Annotated in this window: 21 protein-coding genes and 1 pseudogene; 11 read left to right on the top strand and 11 right to left on the bottom strand. The window is 60.9% G+C overall.

Annotated features, from left to right (window positions below):
• The first annotated feature begins 51 nt into the window (after nt 1-51).
• From FHT78_RS01375 to FHT78_RS01350, 6 genes are all read left to right on the top strand, one after another.
• Complete coding sequence (locus FHT78_RS01375; RefSeq protein WP_183739497.1) at nt 52-1284, top strand: GTP-binding protein; 1233 nt, start codon at nt 52-54, stop codon at nt 1282-1284.
• A gap of 21 nt (nt 1285-1305) precedes the next feature.
• Nucleotides 1306-1614: a hypothetical protein gene (locus tag FHT78_RS01370; protein WP_183739495.1), complete on the top strand. Its 309-nt coding sequence runs from the start codon at nt 1306-1308 to the stop codon at nt 1612-1614.
• 39 nt (nt 1615-1653) lie between these two features.
• The gene (locus tag FHT78_RS01365; protein WP_183739493.1) at nt 1654-3798 is read left to right on the top strand and encodes a peptidase domain-containing ABC transporter; all 2145 of its coding nucleotides are present in this window, start codon (nt 1654-1656) and stop codon (nt 3796-3798) included.
• Nucleotides 3795-5273, top strand: coding sequence for an HlyD family type I secretion periplasmic adaptor subunit (locus FHT78_RS01360; protein ID WP_183739490.1), 1479 nt, complete (start codon nt 3795-3797; stop codon nt 5271-5273). Before FHT78_RS01365 ends, FHT78_RS01360 begins: the two co-directional genes overlap by 4 nt.
• 458 nt (nt 5274-5731) lie before the next feature.
• Nucleotides 5732-8062, top strand: coding sequence for an AAA family ATPase (locus FHT78_RS01355; protein ID WP_183739487.1), 2331 nt, complete (start codon nt 5732-5734; stop codon nt 8060-8062).
• Nucleotides 8059-9969, top strand: coding sequence for a UvrD-helicase domain-containing protein (locus tag FHT78_RS01350; protein WP_183739485.1), 1911 nt, complete (start codon nt 8059-8061; stop codon nt 9967-9969). The genes FHT78_RS01355 and FHT78_RS01350 overlap by 4 nt, the downstream gene beginning before the upstream one ends.
• 288 nt (nt 9970-10257) lie before the next feature.
• Here the strand turns inward: FHT78_RS01350 and FHT78_RS29190 are convergent.
• The 6 genes and pseudogenes from FHT78_RS29190 to FHT78_RS01325 all read right to left on the bottom strand — a co-directional run.
• Nucleotides 10258-10395: pseudogene (locus tag FHT78_RS29190) on the bottom strand (alpha/beta hydrolase); the annotation flags it as partial.
• Between the two features lie 16 nt (nt 10396-10411).
• On the bottom strand, nt 10412-10690 hold the full coding sequence (locus FHT78_RS01345; protein ID WP_183739482.1) for a DUF982 domain-containing protein: 279 nt from the start codon (nt 10688-10690) through the stop codon (nt 10412-10414).
• 64 nt (nt 10691-10754) lie between these two features.
• Nucleotides 10755-11471: an SOS response-associated peptidase gene (locus FHT78_RS01340; RefSeq protein WP_183739479.1), complete on the bottom strand. Its 717-nt coding sequence runs from the start codon at nt 11469-11471 to the stop codon at nt 10755-10757.
• A 15-nt stretch (nt 11472-11486) separates the two neighbouring features.
• Nucleotides 11487-11969 carry a hypothetical protein gene (locus FHT78_RS01335; protein WP_183739476.1) on the bottom strand — a complete coding sequence of 161 codons (483 nt, stop codon included), beginning with the start codon at nt 11967-11969 and terminating at the stop codon, nt 11487-11489.
• Nucleotides 11966-12226, bottom strand: a complete 261-nt coding sequence (locus tag FHT78_RS01330; protein WP_183739473.1) for a hypothetical protein — start codon at nt 12224-12226, stop codon at nt 11966-11968. Before FHT78_RS01330 ends, FHT78_RS01335 begins: the two co-directional genes overlap by 4 nt.
• Nucleotides 12227-12516: 290 nt before the next feature.
• Nucleotides 12517-13098, bottom strand: a complete 582-nt coding sequence (locus tag FHT78_RS01325; RefSeq protein ID WP_183739470.1) for a cupin domain-containing protein — start codon at nt 13096-13098, stop codon at nt 12517-12519.
• Between the two features lie 163 nt (nt 13099-13261).
• On the opposite strand from FHT78_RS01325, the gene FHT78_RS01320 reads away from it, so the two are divergent.
• From FHT78_RS01320 to FHT78_RS01305, 4 genes are read left to right on the top strand one after another with little or no spacing between them, the layout of a single operon-like run.
• Nucleotides 13262-13747, top strand: a complete 486-nt coding sequence (locus FHT78_RS01320; RefSeq protein ID WP_183739468.1) for a fasciclin domain-containing protein — start codon at nt 13262-13264, stop codon at nt 13745-13747.
• A gap of 30 nt (nt 13748-13777) precedes the next feature.
• On the top strand, nt 13778-14002 hold the full coding sequence (locus tag FHT78_RS01315) for a DUF378 domain-containing protein (protein WP_183739466.1): 225 nt from the start codon (nt 13778-13780) through the stop codon (nt 14000-14002).
• A 53-nt stretch (nt 14003-14055) separates the two neighbouring features.
• Complete coding sequence (locus FHT78_RS01310; RefSeq protein WP_183739463.1) at nt 14056-14544, top strand: TspO/MBR family protein; 489 nt, start codon at nt 14056-14058, stop codon at nt 14542-14544.
• On the top strand, nt 14541-15047 hold the full coding sequence (locus FHT78_RS01305; protein ID WP_183739460.1) for a hypothetical protein: 507 nt from the start codon (nt 14541-14543) through the stop codon (nt 15045-15047). Before FHT78_RS01310 ends, FHT78_RS01305 begins: the two co-directional genes overlap by 4 nt.
• Before the next feature lie 6 nt (nt 15048-15053).
• Here FHT78_RS01305 and FHT78_RS01300 read toward each other — a convergent pair whose 3' ends face one another.
• The 4 genes from FHT78_RS01300 to FHT78_RS01285 form a co-directional block, all read right to left on the bottom strand.
• Nucleotides 15054-15962, bottom strand: a complete 909-nt coding sequence (locus FHT78_RS01300; RefSeq protein ID WP_183739457.1) for an alpha/beta hydrolase — start codon at nt 15960-15962, stop codon at nt 15054-15056.
• Between the two features lie 491 nt (nt 15963-16453).
• Entirely contained in the window at nt 16454-17830 is a 1377-nt protein-coding gene (locus FHT78_RS01295) for an aldehyde dehydrogenase family protein (protein WP_183739455.1), read from the bottom strand.
• Nucleotides 17831-17880: 50 nt separating this feature from the next.
• Complete coding sequence (locus FHT78_RS01290) at nt 17881-18936, bottom strand: NAD(P)-dependent alcohol dehydrogenase (protein ID WP_183739452.1); 1056 nt, start codon at nt 18934-18936, stop codon at nt 17881-17883.
• 12 nt (nt 18937-18948) lie between these two features.
• On the bottom strand, nt 18949-19380 hold the full coding sequence (locus FHT78_RS01285; protein ID WP_183741790.1) for a heme-binding protein: 432 nt from the start codon (nt 19378-19380) through the stop codon (nt 18949-18951).
• 313 nt (nt 19381-19693) lie between these two features.
• On the opposite strand from FHT78_RS01285, the gene FHT78_RS01280 reads away from it, so the two are divergent.
• A complete protein-coding gene (locus tag FHT78_RS01280; protein ID WP_246715045.1) occupies nt 19694-22546 on the top strand; it encodes a winged helix-turn-helix domain-containing protein in 2853 nt (950 codons plus the stop codon).
• A gap of 21 nt (nt 22547-22567) precedes the next feature.
• Here the strand turns inward: FHT78_RS01280 and FHT78_RS01275 are convergent, their stop codons facing one another.
• Nucleotides 22568-23899, bottom strand: coding sequence for an MFS transporter (locus tag FHT78_RS01275; protein WP_183739449.1), 1332 nt, complete (start codon nt 23897-23899; stop codon nt 22568-22570).
• Between the last annotated feature and the right edge of the window lie 151 nt (nt 23900-24050).

The following is a 24050-nucleotide window of genomic DNA, read 5'->3' as shown; positions in this document are numbered from 1 at the left end:
ATACAAAAGCCGCGAGGATGTCAGACCAAGCGTGTGTAACGAGTAATATCGATGATGCGTACAGACAACAGATTGCCGGTTACCATCCTCGCCGGGTTTCTCGGCGCCGGCAAGACGACTGTTCTCAATCATGTATTGAGTAATCGGGAAGGTCGTCGCGTTGCTGTCATCGTCAACGATATGAGCGAGGTCAACATCGATGCGGATCTCGTGCGCGAGGGGGGTGCAGACCTCTCGCGCACCGACGAGACGCTTGTGGAGCTCACCAATGGATGCATCTGTTGCACGCTGCGCGACGATCTCCTGAGCGAAGTTCGCCGGCTCGCCGCCGCCGGCCGTTTCGATTATCTGCTGATCGAGGGCACCGGCATTGCCGAGCCGCTGCCGGTGGCCGCCACCTTCTCCTTCCGCGACGAGAGCGGGGCGGCCCTTTGCGACGTGGCAAAGCTCGACACGATGGTCTGCGTCGTCGACGCGGTCAATCTTCTCGCCGATTACCGGAGCGCCGAGTTGCTGGCCGATCGCGGCGAGCGGCGCGACGGGGACGACGAGCGCAAGCTCGTGGAGCTCCTCGTCGAGCAGATCGAATTTGCCGATGTCGTGATCATCAACAAGGCCGGCGACGTGCCGTGCGCCATGCTGTCAGAGGTTCGCAAGGTGATCGCCGCACTCAATCCCGATGCCCGCGTCATCGAGGCGGTCTTCGGCCAGGTGCCGCTTGCCGCGATCATGGATACCGGCCTCTTTTCCGAGGCGAAGGCCGCCCGCCACCCGCTCTGGCACAAGGAGCTTTTCGGCTGGGGCGACCATGTGCCTGAGACCGAGGAATACGGCATTGCAAGCTTCGTCTACCGCAGCCGCCGGCCCTTCGACCCGGCGCGGCTCGCCCGCGTGCTGGAACAGCCGCTGCCCGGCATCATCAGGGCGAAAGGGCATTTCTGGCTGGCGACGCGGCCCGACGAGATCGGCCTTCTGTCGATTGCCGGCACGCAATGCCGCATCGGCACCAGAGGCTTCTGGTGGGCGTCGGTGCCGCAGGCGCAATGGCCGCGCCATCCGCAGTTCCGCCAGCTGATCGACAGGCATTGGGACGAGGTCTGGGGCGACCGCCGCCAGGAGCTGGTCTTCATCGGGTCCGGTTTCGACAGGCAAGCCATCTGCGCCGCACTGGACGAGTGCCTGACCGGGGAGGAGACGGGTTTCGATCCGGAGATCGCCGTCGGTCTTCGCGATCCGTTTCCGGCATGGCGGCACGATACGCACGCATCGCACCGAAAAGTTTGACGTCAACCAGAGGAGAGAACAATGAGCAGCGAACTTTATGCAGACGGTATCAGTGAAATCACCATCACCGGCACGATCGTGCGCATCGACCTGATGTCGCTGTCGGCCACCGACCGCGATGCCAACAACAATCCGAAGCCGGTCTTCCGCCAGCGCATCATCCTGCCGGTCGACGCCTTCGCCAATGCAGTCGATCTCATGCAGAAGGCGCTGGGCGGCCTTGTCGAGGCGGGTGCTGTTCGCCGGATCGGCGACATGTCGGCCGCGGCGGCTGCCGATATCCAGGCGGCGCAGGCCAGCGCTTCGAACGCTTCGCCGAACTTCAACTGATCATCGTCGATCCTCGGTCTCTTTTGTTTCGGGTGGGCCATGAGTGGTTTTCTGCATACGAATCTGCACTGTCTTGCGCTCGTCGCGCGCCATCACGGCGTCGATCTTTCTCCTGAGCGGCTGCAGCACGATTATGCCATCGGCAACGATCCCGTCGCCGTGCGCCAGCTGCTGCGCATGGCCAAGGATGCGGGCCTGAGGGCGAAGCATGTCGATCTCACCTGGCGAAGCCTGTTCCAGCTCGGCGAGGCCTTCCCGGTGCTGGCGGAGCTGACCAACGGCAACTGGGTGGTGATCGCAGGCGCCGTGGGCGAGGGCGAGGATGAGAGGATCCGGGTGCTCGACCCGCTCGCCTCGCGCGCCGAAGTGATGATGCTGAGCGAAGAGCAGTTCGCCAAGGCCTGGCTCGGATCGGTGATCCTGCTGAAGCGCAACTATCGCATGTCGGACGAAGACCGGCCCTTCGGCTTCCGCTGGTTCGTCCCCGAGATCCTCAAACAGAAAAGCTTCTTCCGCGATGTGGGGCTCGCCGCCTTCGTGCTTTACGGCCTGGGGCTGATGACGCCGATCTTCTTCCAGCTCGTCATCGACAAGGTGCTGGTGCACCAGAGCTATGCGACGCTGACGGTGCTGACCATCGGTATCGGGATCGCGCTGATCTTCGACGCGACCTTCAGCTTCCTGCGCCGCTACCTGCTGCTCTATGCCACGAACAGGATCGACATCCGGGTTGCGACCCGTACCTTCGGCCATCTGCTCAACCTGCCGATCGCGCTCTTCGAACAGGCCTCGGCCGGCGTTCTCGTCAAGCATATGCAGCAGACCGGGCGCATCCGCGAATTCCTGACCGGCCGGCTGTTCCTCACACTTCTCGACGGCGTGTCGCTCTTCGTCTTCGTGCCGATCCTGCTTCTCTACAGCGTCAAGCTGACGCTCGTCGTGCTCGGTTTCGCAGCGCTCGTCGGCCTCGTGGTGATGCTGCTCGTCGGCCCGTTCCAGCGCCGCCTGAAGGCGCTCTATCAGGCGGAGGGCGACCGGCAGGCCTTGCTGGTGGAAACGGTGCATGGCATGCGCACCGTCAAATCGCTGGCGCTGGAGCCGCGCCAGCGCAAGGTGTGGGACGATTATTCGGCCCAGTCGATCTCCGTGCGCTTCCGTGTCGAGAAGATCTCGACCTTCGCCCAGTCGATGACCGGGCTTCTGGAAAAGCTGATGAGTGTCGCGATCATCGGCCTCGGCGCGCTGGACGTATTCTCGGGCGCCATGACGATCGGCGCGCTCGTCGCCTTCAACATGCTCGCCGGCCGCGTCTCGGGACCGCTGGTGCAGATCGTCACCATGGTCCATGAATATCAGGAAGTGGCGCTTTCGGTGCGCATGCTCGGCGAGATCATGAACCAGCGGCCGGAACAGGCGGGCCGCGGACGAGGGGTGCGCCCGCACCTGCATGGCCGCATCGAATTCGACAGGGTCTCGTTCCGTTATGCGCCGGATGCCGCACCGGCGCTCGACAACGTCTCCTTCGCCATTCCGGCCGGCTCGGTCTTCGGCGTGGTCGGCAAGAGCGGCTCGGGCAAGACGACCATTACCCGGCTCATCCAGGGGCTCTACCAGAGCCAGGAGGGGCTGGTGCGCATGGACGGCTATGACAGCCGCGAGATCGACCTCGTGCATCTTCGAACCAGCATCGGCGTCGTGCTGCAGGACAATTTCCTATTTCGAGGCACGGTGCGCGACAATATCGCCGCCGCCAAGCCCGATGCCAGCATCGAGGAGATCATGCAGGTCGCCCGCATCGCCGGTGCGGAAGAGTTCATCGAGCGCCTGCCGCGCGGCTTCGACACGATGCTGGAAGAAAATGCCGCCAACCTTTCCGGCGGCCAGAAGCAGAGGCTGGCCATCGCGCGAGCGCTGATCACCGACCCGAAGCTCTTGATCTTCGATGAGGCGACGAGCGCGCTCGACCCTGACAGCGAGGCGATCATCCGCGACAATCTCAGCCGCATCGCCGCCGGGCGCACGGTCGTCATCGTCTCGCACCGGCTTTCGACGCTCGTCGATGCCGATGCCATTCTCGTCATCGATCGCGGCAAGGTCGCCGATATCGGCCGGCACGATCAGCTCGTGTCGCGCTGCATGACTTACCGCCACCTGTGGGCACAGCAGATGAGGCAGGTCGCATGAACGCGCATGTCAGAAAATCAGACGACAATTTGCCGGTTCCCTCGGACAAGGACCAGGATAAGGGTCAGGCCAGGGGTCAGGACAGAGGCCAGGATAGAGGCCAGGATAGAGGCAATGCGCTCATCGCCCGCCCGCCGCTGCCGCCTGTTATCGCCGAGTTCCAGTCCGACGCGGTCGAGCTCGAGGAACGCGCGCCGCCGCGTGTCGCGCGCATGACCCTCTATTGCGTCACGGCGTTACTTGGCGCGGCGATCACCTGGGCCTCCGTCTCCTCCATCGACGAGGTGGTGATTGCGCCCGGCAAGCTCGTCACCACCCAGCCGACCATCGTCGTCCAGCCGCTCGAAACCTCGATCATCCGCACGATCGACGTGAAGGCCGGCGAGCTGGTGCATGCCGGCCAGACGCTGGCCACCCTCGACGCGACCTTCAGCCAGGCCGATGTCGGCCAGCTGAAGGCGAAGTTTTCCGCTCTCGACGCCCAGGTAAAACGGCTGGAGGCGGAGCTGACCGGCGAGGATTATTCGAAGATCGCCGGCAACACGCAGGACGAGCAGCTGCAGCTGCAGCTCTTCGGCCAGCGGCGCGCCTTCTACATGGCGCAGATGCAGAATTTCGAACAGCAGATCGCCGGCCAATCCTCGGTGCTTGCGGCAAACCGCAATCAGGAGGCCGTGCTGAACGACCGGCGCGACAACCTTTCGCAGATCGAGGCGACGCGAAAGAAGCTCTATGACAAGGAAAGCGGCTCGCTCTTGACCATGCTCGGCTCGCGCGACGCCCGCCTCGATGTCGAGGCCGATATTACCGCCGTGCGCGGCAAGGCGGACGAAGCGGCCCACGCCTATGCGAAACTGCGCGCCGACCGCCAGGCCTTCATCGAGGATTTCCGCCGTGCCGCCATGGAGCAGCTGGTGGACCTGCGCGGCCAGCGCGACATGGCCGGCGAAGAACTGAAGAAGATGGAGCTGCGCCGCAACATGGTGGCGCTGACGGCCCCCGCCGATGCCGTCGTGCTCGATCTCGCCCAGCGCTCGGTCGGCTCCGTCGTGCGCGAGGCCGAACCGATCGTGACGCTGGTGCCGATCAACGTGCCGCTCGAAGCCGAAGTCTCGATCAACACCCGCGACATCGGTCGCATCGCCGTCGGCAGGCAAGCCCGCATCAAGCTCGACGCCTATCCCTTCCAGAAATACGGCACTGCATCTGGCGAGGTCCGCACGATCAGCCAGGACACGTTCATGACCGGCCAGCAGCCGGAACAAACCACCACGCCCAGCCAGCCGGCCGCACCCTTCTTCAAGGCTCGCATCCTGCTTGCGGATACAAGGCTGAACGCCTCGGACGTGCCGGTAAGGCTGCTGCCGGGCATGACCGTATCGACCGAAATCAAGGTCGGCCAGCGCACGGTGATCTCGTATTTCCTCTATCCGCTCTTGCGCGGGCTGGATGACGCGATCCGCGAACCGAACTGAGGGCCGCCGGCGAGGTGTAGGCGAGGGGCCTCCTGCACACGCCAAGGGGATGGGGGTGGTGCCAGTCCGCGGCGCTGCCCCCAGACCTGTTTGTGGGGGGGTAGGTGCCGGCCCTCCTTCGGCCCCGGCGGAAAAGGCAAAATCCGCCGCACCGCCTTCCAGATCTCCAACGTTGCAGGAAGGAGCAAGGCGTCGCCCCACCCTCCGTCATCCCTGTGCTTGTCACAGGGATCCAGCCACCGGGCGTCCGCCCGGTGAATGACTCATACTATGCTTCAAGCGAAAAAGTCTTTCCTGCCCAAAGACTTGGGCAGGCTGGATTCCTGCAGCGTCGGTGTCGATAGGGCAGCCGGAAAAGTGCCCCGTAAATTGTGATCTCCATGTCGTTGCGCGACAAATTTGTCGAGAACATGCTGATTGTGGTAGTACTTCACGTTGTGCTGAGCGGGGGGTAGAACGTGCGGATTGAATTTGTCGAAATAGCAAATTTCCGAAAATTACTTTCAACAAGGGTAGGCCTATCTCCCGAAAAAACCGTGTTCGTTGGAGCAAACAACAGCGGAAAGACGTCAGCGATTACTGCATTACGCTACTTTCTCGTAGAGCGTGAGCGCTCCAGTTTCTGCTTCAACGACTTCACGCTCGCACATTGGCCGACAATCAACGCGATGGGCGCAGCTTGGGAAGCAGCACTTATTGAAAACCAGGCGTTGCCGGCTCCCGAATGGGACTCCACATTGCCATTCCTCGACGTCTGGCTTCGTGTCGTCGAGGATGAACTGCATTATGTCCAAAAGATCCTTCCCACCCTGGATTGGGATGGTGGATTACTTGGTGTGCGAATGCGCCTGGAGCCGAAGGATGCCGCGCAATTGCAGCAGGAATATGTGAATGCGCGCGCTCAAGCGCGCGCGCTGCAGGCGGCCGGCGCCGCTTTGGCCGCAGAGCAAGGTAAGGAAGCCGCCGATTTTCAAGTTGCCATTTGGCCTCAGAACCTTGTCGAGTTCTTACAGCGTCGGTTGACGGCTTTCTTCACTATTAGAGCATATGTGCTCGATCCTGCCGCGTGTGTCGATCCAGAGCATGGTAAAGCTCAGCCGCAGGCCCTCAAAGAAAGCGAGCCGATAGATGGCGACCCGTTTCGCGGACTTATTCGCATCGACGAAATTAGTGCCCAGCGTGGTTTCGGCGTAGCAGGCGAAGACAGCAACGAGGAAGCCGCCGTCACCATTAGCGCATCGCGGAAGCTCTCAGTCCAGCTTCGTCAATACTATACTCGCCATCTTGATCCCTACGAGAACCCGGACGCGCAAGATCTCCTTGCACTCAGAGCGATCGAGGAGGCCCAGAAAGCTTTCAACTTGCGGCTTAGCGACGGTTTCAAGAGCCCGCTAAAGGAGATGCACAGGCTCGGCTATCCGGGTGTCACGGATCCGAAACTGAACATTTCGACACGGCTGCGCCCAGTTGAGGGGTTGAACCACGACGCTGCCGTGCAGTTCGTCGTACCGATTCATGACGGCGAAGCCGCTACTGACTTGTATCTACCGGAAGATTCCAACGGGTTGGGCTACCAGAACCTCATATCAATGGTATTCCGTCTCATGGCCTTCCGCGACAGTTGGATGCGAGTTGGCAAGGCGAAGCACAAGGCTTCCGACGATACAATCATCCCACCCTTGCATTTGGTGCTGATCGAAGAGCCCGAGGTGCATCTTCACACCCAGGTTCAGCAAGTTTTCATCCGCCAGGCGCACAAGATTTTGCGCAACCACCACGACCTTGGCACGGGCCAGGATTTTGTGACGCAGATGGTAGTCAGCACCCATTCCAGCCACATTGCACACGAGTGCGAGTTTGACTCCCTTCGTTATTTTCGCCGCCTGCCGGGCGGCGACAAGGCGATCCCAACCTCTTGTGTTGTCAACTTGGAAAACGCGTTTGGCACTGATCCGGACACCAAGCGCTTCGTGACGCGCTACCTGCGCGTCACCCACTGCGATCTATTCTTTGCAGACGCGGCTGTCCTGATTGAGGGGCCGGCGGAACGCATCCTCGTGCCCAATTTTGTAAATTACCATACGGAGTTTGAGAAGCTCTCGGAAAGCTACATCACTTGGCTTGAGATCGGCGGCAGCCATGCCCACAAGCTGCGCAGCTTGATCGAGAAAATCGGGCTCACCACACTGGTTATCACCGACATCGATTCCTGCGATGCAGCGGGTGCCAGCGCGCCGCCGGTGCGGGGAGCCGGCTGTACAACCCGCAACGCAACCCTGCGGACATGGTGGCCGATCATTAACGATCTGGATCCGCTGCTCGACAAGCCTGAACATGAAAAGGTCAAAGCCTACGCAGACGAGAATTTCTCGGTGCGAGTGGCCTACCAGTCGCCCATTCAGGCGACATTCAAAGGCGAAGCCGCCGAGGCACTTTCCTACACACTTGAAGACGCGATAGTGATGGCGAACCTCGAACTGTTCGAAACGTTGCCGGGAACCGGACTAATTGCCAAGTTTCGCACCGCGATCGCTGATAGCGCCAATCTGAATGCCCTGAGCGATGCGCTCAAGACGGCACTCGAAGGTGGCGGTAAAGCCGAGTTCGCGTTAGACCTGCTAGAAATCGAAGACCCGCTTTCGCTGAGGCCGCCGGCCTATATCAAGGACGGGCTGCTCTGGCTGGCTGGCCAGCTTGAGCAAAAGCAGGTCGAGCTGGGCCTTGCCCAGATCGCAAAGAACGACGACGCGCCGCCGGCAGACAAAGCTCCAGAGGAGGCCGCGGCGTGAACAACCTTGCAACAGCAGCATCGAACGTCACGCTCGACGACCATGTCGAAGATGAACTGGTTGGGTTCCTAAGTTTGGAGAAGCCCACCAGCTTCTTTCTCTTTGCTGGTGCCGGCTCGGGCAAAACGCGGTCGCTGGTGAATGCGCTGAACTATTTGGCGAAGACATATCGGGATGTTCTTCGCCTGCGTGGTAGGCAGGTTGCTGTCATCACCTACACCAATGCCGCTTGCGATGAGATCACCCGCCGGACCGAATACGATCCGCTGTTCGTCGTGCGCACCATCCACAGCTTCGCTTGGTCGCGAATTCAAGGGTTCAATACAGATATCCGCGCTTGGCTGAAAGACAACCTACAGCGCGAGATCGCCGACCTTCAAGCCGAAGAGGCGAAGGGCCGAGCGGGTACCAAGGCATCGGTCGCCCGCCAAGTCCAGATCGAGTCTAAGCAGCGCCGGTTGGATCGGCTCGCTGACATCAAAACCTTCACCTACAATCCTAGTGGCGACAACCGCGAGCGCAACGCGCTGAACCACAGTGAAGTGATTAAGATATTCTCGACCTTCCTGCTCACAAAGCCACTTATGCAGCGCATGTTTGTCGAGAAGTTCCCTTTCCTGTTGATTGACGAGAGTCAGGATACAAGTCGCGCCCTCATCGACGCTCTGTTCGTGGTGCAGAAGGCGCATGCTGATCGCTTTTGCCTCGGCCTGATCGGGGATACGATGCAGCGCATCTACCCAGATGGCAAAGAGCGGATCGAAAGCGAGATACCGGAGAGCTGGGCGACGCCGGAGAAGAAGCTAAATCACCGCTGCCCGCAGCGCATTGTGCGGCTCATCAATCAAATTCGCGGCGACGCTGACGATCACAAACAGGAGCCGCGCGACGACCGGCCAGACGGCTGGGCGCGGCTATTCGTGTTTCCCATCGATGTAGCGGACAAGCCCGCCCTGGAACAGGGGGTCCGAGACTATATGATGAGGCTGACAGGTGATCGGGCCTGGTCTGACGCCAGCAAATGCAAGATTCTGACCCTTGAGCATCACATGGCAGCGCGACGGATGGGCTTCCTGCAGATGTTTGAAGCACTGGCTTCCGTGGACGATTATCGAACCGGCTTCCTCGACGGCAGCTTCGCGCCGACCCGGTTCTTTACGCACTATGTTCTGCCACTCGTCACGGCACAGCAGAGCGGGGACAAGTTCGCGGCGACGAAGCTGGTGCGCGAGAACTCTCCACTACTCAGTAAGGAAACCTTGAAGAGCAACGACAGGCCGATTGCGCAGCTCCGTATCGCCCAGGCTGCCATCGACAGTCTGATGACCCTTTGGGCTAGCGGCGAGCCCACCTGCGCCGCGGTCGCCGCGAATATCGCCGAAACTAATCTCTTTGCGATCCCCGATAGCCTTAAAGCCGCCTTAGCCGCTAAGCAGGCCGCGCCTGCCGAAACACCCGGCGACGAAGAGGCTGATCCCGTCAGCGATCAGATCGCGGCTCTTGTTGCTTTCCTCGACTGCTCATTCTCTGAGATCGGGCCGTATGCTGCCTATGTCGCGCACCAAGCCCCATTCGACACGCATCAGGGGGTCAAGGGTTTAGAATTTGAGCGCGTCATGGTTCTCATGGACGACGGGGAAGCTCGTGGCTTTCTGTTTGGCTACGACAAGCTACTAGGTGCCAAAGCCCCAACGGCCGCCGACATCAAGAACGCCCAAGACGGCAAGGAAACGTCCCTCGACCGAACACGACGCTTATTCTATGTGACTTGCAGTCGCGCTCGATCCAGTTTGGCTCTTGTCGCGTATTCGCCCGATCCGGCTGCAGTTCGTGCGCATGTTATCGCAAACGGATGGTTCGCCGCAGACGAAGTTTTGTCCGAGATTCCAGAGTACCCTAAAGAATGACGTTTGCATGAGCTTGGCTAAAGGCGTTCGGCATGGTTGATCTTCGCTCACCCAGTGATAGGTACTGCTTTCGCCAGAGCGAAATCTGCCTCTGAAAGTCCGAAGGCCAACACGAGAAAGGGCTCACCGGGGAGGGAAGAGGGTGCGACCATCAATGCGGCTAATCATCCAGCATAAGCGAAAAAACCTTACGCGGCCCGGATCTACGATCGTGATGGATGTCACCCACTACCGAGTGACAGATCGTCCTGATGACGTCGAGTGACAGCCCCACTCCAGTCGATGTCGTCAGGACCTAATGAACGAGAGCAGGTCGGGGTTGAGGACATCTGCATGGGTGGTCAGCATGCCGTGGGGGTAGCCCGGACAGGTCTTCAGCGACCCGTTCTTGAGCAGGTTGACCGCACGCGGCACGGAACTTGCGAATGCGCATCGGAGTGCGCTAATGCCTCACCGCATCGTCCGGAAGAACGGTAATCCCCGCCTTGCGTGCTGCATCAACAAAGGCCTTCCGCGCCTTATCGCCCTGGCCCTGTACCTCCAGTGCGGTCAGACATGCGGCGATCGCTCGTTGAAAGAACGGATCGCCCGCCTTCTTCGGCCAGTTGTTCGACATGAGAATTCCGGCAAGATCGGCGACTGTATGGACGGTCTTGTAGCCGCCGACGCCGTGAATTTGGGCGGATATCTCTTTGATTGGGACAGGGGATAGCTCGGGCATCTCGACACCTCGCGCAATTAAACTGCGACTCAACTGGCGATGCCGTGATTCGTTCCGCTGCCGATCAGAGGAAAGATGGCTCCGGATCGGGGTCGATCTCTTCTATGATATCCGGCCGATCATTTCTCGGATTGCCGACGCCCGGCCCGATCGGCCACATGGTCATAAGCTCACTCGGAAACTGCGTCATCAGATCATGCGGCGGCGGCTCTTCGGATAGCCAGCGCTGATAGTCCTTTTCATGCAGGATGACGGGCATCCGGTCATGGATTGTCGCCATCATCTCGTTTGCGGGGCATGTAACGATGGTGAAAGTTCGAACCTGCAGATCGGCTTCCCGATCGCGCCAAATCTCCCAAAGGCCGGCGAGCGCAAAGGGCTGGCCGCTCTTCATGGCGATTGCATAGGGCTGCTTTTTCTTTCCCTTTTCATCGAGCTTATGCCACTCGAAAAAACCATCAATCGGGATGAGACAGCGTGTTGACCGGTAGGCCGACCGGAACATCGGTTTGCTGGCAACTTCTTCACAGCGGGCATTGACCGGCGTCGGCATACCAGCTTTCCACCAAGCCGGTTTGAGCCCCCAATAGGCGCTTTCAAAGACAGGACCGATCTTGTCGCTGCGATCGGCTTGCATGATGATGATGGGATATTCTAGGCTCGGGGCGCCATTATAGCGCGGAAACTGGTTTGCCATGCCAAGCACGCCTTCGCGGCCGGCAAAGGCAAAAGCCTGCATCAATGTCACCAGATCGGATCTGACGAATACTCTTCCGCACATGCCATTTCCTCCGTCCTATCGAGACATATAGCCGATTTCGATTTCGGCACCCCTCCTGCCGCACCTGCATTTCAACCGCGCGCCAAGCTCCGAAAGCGCAAGCCCCTTGCCGTATCGCTTTTGCAGCGCCCACCGATCGAGCCAGCGGCTATGTTTGCATTTCAAGCAGGTGGCTTTCATCTGCTCCCATTCAGCAAGCTCGCCGATCGTCCGCCGCGCCGCTGCCGCCTTTAACTCGTCGGGATGGACGTATCCCATCCGTCGCGCCCATTCTCTCGGGCCGAAATAAAAGTGCATTCTGCAGCGGTCGTACCATTGGTTTTTCACCCGTTCGCAGCCGAACAGCTGCAGCGCCATCACGTTGACGCTGTCCATGCCATCAGCAGCCGGGTATCTCGCTTCCAATTCGCCGGGCTGAAAGAATTTCAGGATTTCGCATTCTTCGCAGATCACACCCACACGATCCTCAAAGGTCGGCGTCTTATCGACGAACTTCATTCGCCGCCCTTGACCTTCGCATAGCCATTAGTCGGCGCTTGGGCTCGCAGGGCATCCGCATCGCCACAATAGGCGCCGCAGATTTCGTGATGACCTTGCTCGCGCTTGTAGCGACAATCGGCAGAAGCGAGGTTCACGAAGACGGCAACGAGCAGATCAGGGCTACATTGCTCCAGAAGGCGGGCGATGACATATTCCCCATGCCGGGGGCATATCCGGCAATCAATGACAATCTTGTCGTAACCTGCTTTCTGCATTCCCGATATCGATAGCACTAGCGGCGGCACTTTCACTCATTCCTGTTCTGCCCTGTTCGCGTTGATCGGAGACGGCCGCACGTCTGATGGAACATAAAGAGAACATTTGAGGCAGTGCTAATGAAACGTCAAGGGGCTTTGCTGCCGAAAAAAAGCGATTGCTGATTTATCCAGAGGTCGTCTTAAATCAGTTCCGAGAAAGCCACGGCGGCGACTCTTCCGTCAGGGGCGGGCGCGCTGCGGCCCGATGGTCAGCCGGCCGACGAGGGCCAAGTGCGCCCCTTTCCCCATCAAGAAGTCACAACGAGAGCGGTTGAGATCTCCCTGCCTTCACGGCGATAACTGTGCGGAACGCTGGAGTCGAAATAGACGGCGTCTCCCGCGTCCAGCGCGGCCTGCCTGCCGTCCACGTCGATGATCAGCCGGCCGGTCAGCACGTAGAGGAATTCCGCGTTGCCGTGTTGATGCGGCTCCGAAGGCGGGGAATCTGTCGGGAATTCGGCGTAGAATGCTTCCATGCGGCGGTCGGACGCGGGATAGTCGAGACTTTCGAAGAAAAAGGCCGGGTGCTTCTCGCCCGGGGGGCTCGGAAGTTTGAGGCGCTCATGCTTTCGCACGATCGCGATGAGAGGCTCTTCCTTGTCGGCTTTGAAGAAATGATCGAGGCCGACGCCGAAAACCATGGCTATGCGAAGCAGCGTGGGCAAGGTCGGAAACATCTGCCCGCGCTCGATCTTCGAGAGCATGGCAGGCGAGAGGCCCGTATGCCCGGCCAATTGCACCAGCCCCAGCTTTTTTCTCAGGCGCAGCGCCTTGATACGCGGGCCGATCGCGTAGCGCTGGAGCTCGTTGGACAGCGTGTCGGATAGCACTTCTCAAAACTCCTTTTCGCCTCGGGAAACTACCATAACGGAAATTATCTCCACAAGATAATCCTGTTTCTTCTCACGATAATTTGAATAGAAAGAAAAACTGTTTTCTCTAACTGAAAATATACGCGTGCATCTCGCACCCGTATCGAGAGGAGAAAATGCCATGAAAGTGAAAAGCCTTTTGTTTGCCGCAGCGATCACGCTCGCCAGCAGCATCAGCGCCTTCGCCGCCGAAAAGGACATCGTGGACACCGCAGTGGAGGCCGGTCAATTCAAGACATTGGCTGCCGCGCTCAAAGCGGCAGACCTGGTTACCACTCTCAAAGGGAAGGGTCCCTTCACAGTCTTTGCTCCGACCGACGAAGCCTTCGCCAAGTTGCCGGCCGGCACGGTCGAAAACCTGCTGAAGCCGGAGAACAAGCAAAAGCTCACCGAAATCCTCACCTACCATGTGGTCCCGGGGAAGGTGATGGCTGCGGATGTGGCCGGTATCGACGAGGCGAAGTCGGTCAATGGCAAGATGATCGACATCGACGTCAAGGGCTCCACCGTCAAGGTCAACGACGCCACCGTCACCTCTGCCGACATTGCCGCGTCAAACGGGGTCATCCACGTCATCGACAAGGTGATCATGCCTCCGAAAGGCTGATCCGCTCACCCCTCAACCTGGAGAACAACCATGAAATTCCTCAAAATTCTGACACTCATTCTCGTCATCGTCGGCGGGCTGAACTGGGGGCTGGTCGGGCTGTTCGGCTTTGACCTCGTGGCCGCCATCTTCGGCCCCGGCTCGGTGCTCGCCCGGATCGTTTACGTCCTGGTCGGGCTATCGGCCGCCTGGCAGGTCATCCCGCTGTCTTCCGCAATAGGCTCCGGCGAGCTCGCTGCCGGGCCGAACCGATAGGGGATGTCGGAGGGACCGCTGGCCTCGCTAGCGGTTCCCTCCATCTTGCGCTTATGGACATCCATTCCCTTCTCGTGCTCGCCGCCTTCGAGGCCGCAAGCTTTGCTGCGGCGGCGACCGGCGTGATCTTCAGGCCGGGCGACTGGTATAAGCAGCTGGACAAGCCGGGATGGCGTCCGCCCGATTGGCTGTTTGCGCCGGTCTGGACGGTTCTCTATGCGTCGATCGGGCTGTCGGGCTGGCTGGTATGGCGGGAGGCCGGCATTGCCGCACTGCCTCTCGGCGTCTATTCAGCCCAGCTTCTGCTCAATGCTGCATGGTCGCCTATCTTTTTTGGCCTTCACCGACCCGGGCTGGCCGTGGTGGAAATCATGATGCTTTGGGCTGCGATCCTGGCGACGATCATAGTGTTCCACCCCATGAATGGGGCGGCGGCCATGCTGCTCGTTCCCTACCTTGCATGGGTGAGTTTTGCGGCGGTGCTCAATCTGTCCATCTGGCGGCGCAACCGTTCCAGAACCTTGTGGCAGGGCGCCCGATGAAACCCCGGTGGATCGTCGTCAACGATCGGATGCAGCAAGGCTACCGCTATGCTCTCGTCGCGCCAATCGGCCGTGACTTTCATCCCGATTTCCAGCCGGACCTGACGCCCGCCGAGATGCTTGCGCTCGGCGTATTCGGCGGCAAGTACATGACCGATTGCCGTGAAGAATTCCCCGACAGCTGGTTTGCGCAGGCGCGGCTGTCGCTGCGAAAAGATCCGTCGATCAACTGCTTCGGTGTCGATGCCAGCCAGCCGCTCAGCGTCTGGCGAGCCAAGGGATGGATCCATCCCGACGATCCGCGTGGCTGGTTCCAGTGGTACTGCCGCTACTACCATGGCCGCCGCATGCAAGGCGAGGACGAGCGGCAGATCGCCCGCTGGAAGGCAATTCGCCGCCATGTCGCTCAGCTTCGCCGAGCCTGCGAGCCCGGGGACTGCTGGTGCCGGCCGCGTCAACGCCAGGCCCTGCTGCATTGGGCTTATGACAGCCGTTCGATCTGACGCGGCTCACGCGCTCGAGGCGATCTTGTGAACGTCGAGGATCGCCTCGGCGAAAGCCTCGGGAGCTTCGAAGGGAAAGGCGTGGCCGCAGGTAAAGGCGCGGTGTTGGTGAGGTCCTGCGAACATGACCGAATGATCGGCCGTGCCGCCCGGTTTGAGCGGGTCCTGCGTGCCGTCGAGGGTGATTGCGGGAACGGTGATCTGCGGCCTCGTTGCCAGGATATCTTCCAGATCCTGAAGCTCGGGATCGCCGCTCTCCGTGCCGAAGGCAAAGCGGTAGGAATGGAGGACGACGTCGACGAAGTCGGGATTTTCGAAGGAGGCGGCCGACCGGTCGAAGGTGATGTCGTCAAACGTCCATTGCGGCGACCATTGCTCCCACAGTATCCGGCAAAGCGCGCGGCGATTGTCTTCAAGGCATTCGCGGCCGCGTTCGCTCTGGAAGAGGTGCTGATACCACATCGCGCATTCCAGCGAAGGGGCAAAGGCGTGGCGTTGCCTGCTAAGGTCGATGACATCATAGCCGGCATAGGAGACCAGCCCCTCGACCCGCTGCGGCCACAATGCCGCGGCAACGCAGGATGCCAGGCCGCCCCAGTCGAACCCTGCAAGGATGGCGCGCTGCAGGCCCAATGCGTCGAGCAGGCAAATCAGGTCTTTGCCCAGCGCCGCCTGCTGACCGCTGCGCATGGTTTTTGCCGATAGAAAGCGCGTGGGGCCATATCCGCGCAGGTAGGGCACGATCACCCTTGCCCCGCGTGCCGCCAGGATCGGTGCGACCTGCGCATAGGCATTCACGTCATAGGGAAAGCCGTGCGAAAGGACGGCCGGCCAGCCATCCGCGGGACCCATCTCGATATAGGCGATCTCCAGAACGCCCGCGCGGATTGTCTTCAGAGATTGAGTAAAGACCATTCAAGCCTCATGCGTGCAGGTTCCGTCGGCGGGTTGCAGCCCCTGAAGGTTGCCCGTGCTCCATCAACCCGGTTATCTGCTGAGCTAAAAGCAGCACGTGTGAACGTGCAACTCCGGGATTTGTTTCACATGATGCTGAAGTTTCCCGGCCGGCTCGCAGCAGACGCTCACGCTTCTTGACGGATCAGGCTGCGCTCTGCGTTGACACTGCCATCATGCCATGGATTCCTTGTTTCGAGTTGCCGCCAGAAAGTGACCGTGATGACCAGACTTCGGACGTTTGCGATAGCTGGATTGATTGTCGGCTTCGCCACATTGACTTTATCCTGCACAACGCATCGAAGAACCAATAGCGCCGATTTCCAGTATCAGCCTTGGAATTCGAGAAATCCGGCATGCAGCCAGGGCTTCAGGCCGACCAACGCACTCTCCTGCAGGTATTGAGCGGCCGGCCGGAAGCGACGAGCAATGAACGCGCCAAGACGTCCCGATCACCGTTTGAAGACGATCATTTTCTCCGCCGTCATCTCGCGGGCAGTATAAGGGATGCCGCCGACCCCGTAGCCGGATGTCTTTCTCCCGGCGAAAGGCATCCAATCGGTACGGAAGGCGCTGTGGTCGTTGATCATGACGGCCGAGGCGTCGAGACGTTCGGCTGCGTCGAGTGCGACGGCGAGATCGCGGGTGAAGATACTGCTCTGAAATGCGACCGGCAGCGAATTTGCCTGGCGGATGGCATCGTTAAGATCGGCAAAACCGAAAATGCAGGTGACCGGACCGAAGACCTCCTCGCGCGCGACCGTCGATGTGCCGGGCGGATCGACGAGGATAGCAGGCGCCAGCGTCGTGTCGCTCAGCCGTCCGCCTCCGATCAGGCGGGCGCCCCCAGACGCGGCTTCCTCGACCCAGGTGGCGACCCGTTCGGCTTCAGCCGGTTGAATGAGGGGACCGACCTCGGTCTCGGCAAGGCGGGGGTCACCGACGCGCAGGCGCCCGACGCGCTCGGCGAACCGTTCGACGAAGGCATCCTTAAGCGCTTCATGCACGTAGATCCGCTGGACCGAGACGCAGACCTGACCCGCATGATAGTAGCCGCCCTTGGCGAGCGGCTCGACGATCGCGTCGATATCGGCGGTGCGGTCGATCATCACCGGCGCCACGCCGCCATGCTCGAGCGCGCAGCGTGTTCCCGGCGCCAGATTGGCGCGCAGACGCCAACCGACCGCGGCCGAGCCGATGAAGCTCAGGAAGGCCACGCGCGGATCGCTCGCAAAGGCGCCCGAGAGATCGCGGTTCTCGGGCAGCAGGCTCTGAACCCAGCCCTCCGGCATTCCGGCCTCCTGGACGAGCTTTACGAGTTCCAGGCAGGAAAGCGGTGTCGCCGCCGCAGGCTTGACGATAACAGGGCAGCCCGTGGCGATCGCCGGCGCGACCTGATGCACGATGAGGTTCAGGGGATGGTTGAACGCCGAGATCGCGGCGACCACGCCGATGGGCTCCAGGATCGTCCAGGCGCGCCGCCCCTCGCTGGCCGGGGTCAGCCCCATCGGGATTTCGGCACCGCCGCGGATGCGAAGCAGGTCGGCGGCGTTGCGTATCCCGTCGGTGGCGCGGTCGGTTTCAACCAGCGCATCGGTATAGGGCTTTCCCCCTTCACGTGCGATGCGCATCGCGAAGACCTCGCGCTGCTGGGCAACGAGATCCGCAAGCCGATGCAGCACGGCTATTCGCTGGTGCGGCTTCAGCCAGCCGCCCCTGTCTTCAAAGCGTTTGCGGGCGACGGTGAGCTTGCGTCCGAGCGCAGCCGCATCGTCGGTCGGCAAGTCAGCGATATGTTCGCGATCATAGGCTTGCACCACCTCAAGCATGGGTAATCCTCCGTACAGTCCTATTCTCCAAGCGCGACGTGTTCGATGCGTCAGAAGGTGACGACCGCGCGCCCGATGACTTTATTGTCCCGCAAGAGGTCGATGTACTCGTTGATATCGTTGAACGAGATCGTCTTGATCGTGTGCTGGATCTTGCCTTCCGCCGCGAGCGCCATGACCTCGATGAGATCGGCGTTGTTTCCCCAGAAAGAGCCGTGAAAAGTCTGCTCGCCGTGGACGCGTGGGAACAGCGGAACGTTGATCCGGTCGCCGATGAAGCCGACATCGGCGTAATGCCCGCCGATCGCGAGACGCGAGAAGGCAAGCTGCATCATCTCGGTCGCACCGGCGCAGTCGATGATCGCGTCGAACTTGTCCTGGCCGGTCGCCTTTTTAAGCTCCTTTCCGACCTCCTCGGAGGACTTGCCTTCGATCGCGATGATGTGGTCGGCGCCATATTTCTTCGCGACCTGGAGTTTCTCCTCGTTTCTGGCGACAGCGACGACGGGACCGCCCGCGCCGAGCAGCTTGGCATATTGGACGGCGTAGGCGCCAAGGCCGCCGATGCCGAAGACGCCGATCACCCGGTCCGGGCCGAGCCCGCCGGCATCGCGGATCTTCTTGAGCCCGCGATAGGGGGTCAGACCGGCGTCGGTGAGCGGTGCAAGCTGCTCGAACTTGAGATGTTTGGCGACCTTGATCGCATAGCGGGCCGGCACCGGGATATATTCGGCAAAACCGCCATAGGTGCCAAAGCCCGGCCAGCGGACATTGGGGCAGATATGGGTGTTGCCGACCTGGCAATGCTTGCAGACGCCATCACCCCAGCCGGGCGACACGACAACATGGTCGCCTTCCTGCAATCCTGCAGCCTTGGCCACGACACCGCCGATCTTCTCGACCGTGCCCGTTATCTCATGACCGGGAATGACGGGCGGCGGAATATCGCCATAGCCCTGGAAGAAGCCGTCGATCAGCAGCACGTCCGAGCGGCACATGCCGCAGGCGGCGACTTTCACGAGAACCTCGTCGGGCTGGATGTCGGGAACCTTGATGTCCTCGAGGACGAGGGGCTTCTTATATTCAAGAATGCGCGCAGCTCTCATCACTGGTCTCCTTCAGGTTTTTGGATGTGTTGCCATCACCGCGGCCGCCGCCTCGGCGACCGCAATGTCCTGTTCGACCGAACCGGCGCTGGTGCCGACGGCACCGACGATCTGGTCGTCAATGGTGACGGGCAGACCGCCGCCAAAAATCACCACATGGCCGGCATTGCTCTGCTCAATCCCGAACAGAGGGGCTCCCGGCTGTGCCAGTTCAGCGAGATATTCGGTCGTCTTGTTGAACATCCGCGCGGTCTTCGCCTTGCCGATGGCGAGATCGATGCTTCCTTCGAGCGCGCCATCCTGACGTGCGAACGCGATCAATGCGCCGCCGACGTCGACCACAGCGATGTTGTAGGGAATGCCGAGATCGGCCGCCTTTGCTTCTGCCGCGTCAATCATCCGCCTGGCGTCCGACAATGTCAGTGTGCTTAGTGCGCGGGGCATAGCGGCCTCCTCGATCACTCCGGGGATCACTCCGGGTTCGGGGCGCGAGCAGCCATGGCCAATAACGACCACCCGAAGCTCGAACCTCTTGAATAAGGCAAACCTGCGCGAGCGCTTGGGATCTCTATCACCCGGTCAGCCCGCTACCTTGATATCACCGCGGCACCGGCATAGCTGGTTAAAAGAGGTAAATCTGCTGGTATAAGGCTATCGGGACGGGCCTAACCCTGAAATCCATGCGATGGCCGCCATCGTCCGGGCGCGCATCCGCAAGGCACAGCGCTCTCAAAGTGCAGCCGCGAAAGGAGGGGAAATGGAACAGGCCGATATGATCGATGCCACGACATATTGCTTCGGCAACTGCCGTTTCACGCCCGCTCGCCAGTCGCTGCTCTGCGGCGATATCCCGATACGCCTCGGATCGCGCGCGATGGATTTGCTTCATGCGCTCGTGCGCCAGCCTGGGCAGGTCGTCAACAAGAGCGAACTTCTTAAAGCGGCGTGGCCCAACCTGTTCGTCGACGAAAGCAATCTCAAGGTCAACATCGCCGCCCTGCGCCGTGCGCTGCAGACAAACGGCATCGACATTCCCTGCATAGCGACAGTCCCGGGTCGCGGATATCGCTTCGTTGCATCACTGACGGTCGTGAGGCCGAGGGAGGCCGCCTTTCCCGCGTCGATCAGGGAGATTGACGGGGCGCTGCCGCCGTCAAAGCCGCTGGTCGGGCGCGCCGATGCGTTGGCGGCGATTGTCGAGGCGTTGCAGCAGACCCGATTGCTCACGGTGGTCGGACCTGCCGGCGTCGGCAAGACAAGCATAGCCGTCGCAGCCGCAAGAGCGATCGCCAACGACGAGGGCCAGGCCGTGTGCTTCGTTGATCTGGCGGCGATCGAGAAAGGACAATTCGTCGCCCTGGCCGTCAGTCGTGCGCTCGGCATCGTAAGCAACCCGGTCGATGACGTGAAAGGTCTCGTTGACGCGCTGCGCGGCCGCAACCAGCTTCTCGTTCTCGACAATTGCGAGCACGTCCTGGCGGCCGTCGCCGGCATGGCAGATCAACTGAACCATGCCTTGCACGGATTGAATATCATCGCGACAAGCCGCGAGCCGTTGAGATGCAGGTTCGAGACTGTCCATCGGCTTGCGCCGCTTCAGTATCCGCCCGCAGATGCGATTCTCGATACCGGGTCGGCAATGGCCTTTTCGGCGATCGAGTTGCTGGTTCGGCGCGCGGAGACGCACGGCTATCGATTGGAGGATGCGGATGTCCCTTCGATCACGAGTTTGAGCCGGCGTCTCGACGGCATTGCGCTGGCGATCGAACTGGCGGCCCCGCAACTTCCGGCCAACGGTCCTGCGGGGCTGCTGCAAATGCTCGAACGTGACTTCGACGCATTGTCGTCGCGCGGAGACGGCATGGACCGTCACAAGACGCTGACGGCGACGCTGAACTGGAGTTATCGGCTGCTTTCAGAAAACGAGGCCTGGCTTCTGCGTCACCTTTCCGTTTTCGGCGGCACCTTTGCGCTTGACGACGTCATCGACGCCTTCGGGCACCTGGCGCATGAGGAAGACCTTGCCGCGTGGCTGGAAGCCCTCGCGACCAAGTCCATGATGTCGGTCAACTACACGGGGAGGCGTCGCAGGTACCGGCTGCTCGACAGTACCCGAACCTTCGCCAACAAACGGCTCATAGGGCAGGGCGAGCAGCAGGCGGCCATGATCGCGTATGGCCGCTTCATTCTTGCGCTGTTCGAAAGGGCAGAAGAGGAATGGACGTGGCGGCCGCGTGAAGACTGGGTGGCGCTCTACGGCGGCTGGAGCGCGGATCTCCGCCGCATGATCGATTGGGCCTATGGTTCGGATGGGCAGGCCGAGCTCGGGGTACGGTTGACGGTTGCCGCTTTGCCGTTCTGGGTCGAATTCTCGACGATGGCAGAAAGCGGATCACGCGTCGAAAAGGCGCTGTCGGCGCTGGACACCCTATCTGGCGATCATCTCGTGCTCCGCATGAAGCTGGTGGCGGCCCACGGCTGGAATCTCTGTTATCGTTATCCTTTCGGCGACGAACTCGAAGCGACCTGGAAGAAGGGGTTCGAGCTCGCTTTGGAGGCCGGGAGCGTGGAACACTGTCTTCGAACGAAGATCGGCCTCGCAAATGTTCAATCCGCCATGGGCTTTCACCAAAGAGCGCTTGAGACGATTGCAGACCTTCGCCGCTTCATGGCGTCCGTGGACGATTATTCTGCCGCCCCTAATGCCGATCGGCAGTTCTATACCTGCGAGGTCTATCAGGGGAGGATTGAATCCGGGCATGCGGGTCTCGAGCGTCTTGCCCGCGAACATGCAGTTTTCGGCAATCGCGGCCAGACATCGAGGTTTCAGATCGACAGGTTCGTCAATTTCCGGAACCATCTTTCGCTGGCGGCCTGGGTGGTCGGCCGCCATCAGCATGCGCTCGATATTGCGGAGGAAGCACTGAACGCCGCGCTGACGCTGGATCACGATCTGTCTTGCGCGCACTCGCTGGCACTCGCTGCCACGCCGGTCGCCCTGTTATGCGGACGGGTCGATTTGGCGCAGGAGCGGGCGACGATGCTGGTGGAGCGCCTGAAGTCGCGCCAGATCGATACCTGGCCGCCGTTCGCCCGCTTTCACCAGGCAGCGATCGATGCAGCGCGCGGAGACGCGGGGGCGGTCCAGCGGATGAAAAACGCAATCGGCGTCATTCGTGAGTGCAATTTCCTTGTTCATTTGCCGCTTCGCTATGTGATGCTCGCTCACGCGGCACTTTCGCATGATCAGGTCGCGGTTGCTCGAGAGAGCGTCGAGGAGGGCGTGGACTATTGCAGGCAGCGTGGAGACCGATGGTGCGACGCCGAATTCCTGCATCTTCGCGGGTTGATATTTGGGCGGGACGGCGATGTGGAGGAAGCGGCGCGGCATTTTCAGGAAGCGATAGACCTTGGTCGGAAGAGTGGCGCCCTCGGTTTTGCACTGCACGCTGCAACGAGCCGCGTCAGGCTCGCAAGGCAGATCGGCTCTCCTGTTGCGCTGCCGCTGGCCGAGCTGAAGGCAATCAGCGATCGTTGCGACAGCTGCGGCAGTCTGGATATTGTCGCCGCTCATGAAGCGTTGAGATCAGGTCATGCCCGGATAGGGTGACAATCCAGACAATGCAGATGTTCAGCCTTCTGCCGCGGACGCGACCGATACCGTCGACGCCGATCGGGCGATCAAGGCCAGAGCCGGCACCACGGAAATAAACCCGACGACGACGATTGCGAATTGCAGTGCGTTATCGGCTCCCTGCATTCGTCCGGCGATGACCGGCACGAGAGTCGGCCCCGCCGCTATTCCGACGATCGCCGAAATCGTGATCGAAAGCGCGACCGTGGTTGCCCGCATATTGCCGGGGACCCGCTCCTGCATGGTGATGCGGCCGACAACGGAACCGCTCACCGATCCCGCAACCCAAAAGGAAAATGCGATGCCGATCTGAAGACTTGAAGAACAGAGGCCAATCGAGATGGCGCCGCACAGAGCAACCAGATAGCTTCCCGCGATGAGCTTTGCACGTGTCGAGATACTGCGGCGCGGAGCGCTCCAGTCGGACAGCATCCCGCCGCCGATCGAACCGATGATGCCGGCCAGCGCGGTCGCAATCCCGATAGTGGCGCCGGCCGCGATCGGCGTCGCAGCGTAATGCCGAAGGAGGAGGGTGGGGAGCCATGCCGCCATCCCGAAGTCGGCCAGGCTCATCACTCCCTTCGCCAAGCAGAGCCGCAGGACCAGGCCCCGCTCTGCCGACAGATTGCGCAACAAAAGTTGCAGTGGAGGCGGGGGAAGCCTGTTGCCGTGGGCCGGTTCTGGAATGAACAACAGCAGCGCGACGAAGAAGAAGCCGGGGATACCCATGATGATCATCAGCTGTCGCCAGGGCGCCAGCGAAGCGATGAACGGCAAGTCGGCGGCAGTGTCCGTCCCAAGATAAGTCAGCACCGCGCCACCGACGATCAATGCGATGCCGCTCCCGCTTGTCGAGCCAAGCGAGAATATTCCAAGAGCGGTACGGCGGCGCGCTGCCGAAAAGCTGTCGATGAGCAGCGAGGACGCTGCTGGTATGAGGGCCGCTTCCCCAAATCCCAGGACGACCCGTGCGGCGAAAAAGCTCCAGAAGCCGGTCGCAAGTCCGCATGCTATCGTGGCGAGGGACCACACAACCACGCCTGCGGCGATCAATCTCGGTCGGTTCACCCTGTCCGCCAGCCTGCCGGCCGGGAGGGCCGCCAGCGCAAATATAAGCGCAAAACCAGCGCCCTGAAGCAAACTGATTTCCAGATCGCTCAGCCCCAGCTCGGCGCGTATGGGGTCTACGACCAGGTTGATCACGAAGCGATCAATGAACGACAGTATCAGGGTCAGGCATAAAACGGCGACCGTGTAGCTTCCGCGCGAAGGATGGGATTCTTCTCGGTTTGGTACCGATCGGTCGAGATCGTTGAGCCCGTCCCCCATCACCTCATCCGCCCCTCGTTCCAACAATGGTTGCCGCGTAACCAACTTACCAAAACTGCGGCCACGGATAAAATACTCCGCTCGCGACACCCTCAGATGCCGCGCCACGATCCGGCCCCCAGCAGACGCTCATCCGCTGCGGGCCGGGCGG

The sequence above is a fragment of the Rhizobium sp. BK196 genome (genome assembly GCF_014193255.1).
Taxonomy (GTDB): domain Bacteria; phylum Pseudomonadota; class Alphaproteobacteria; order Rhizobiales; family Rhizobiaceae; genus Rhizobium.
The sequence above is the reverse complement of the archived record's forward strand: the minus strand, read 5'-3'. Positions and strand labels throughout refer to the sequence as shown.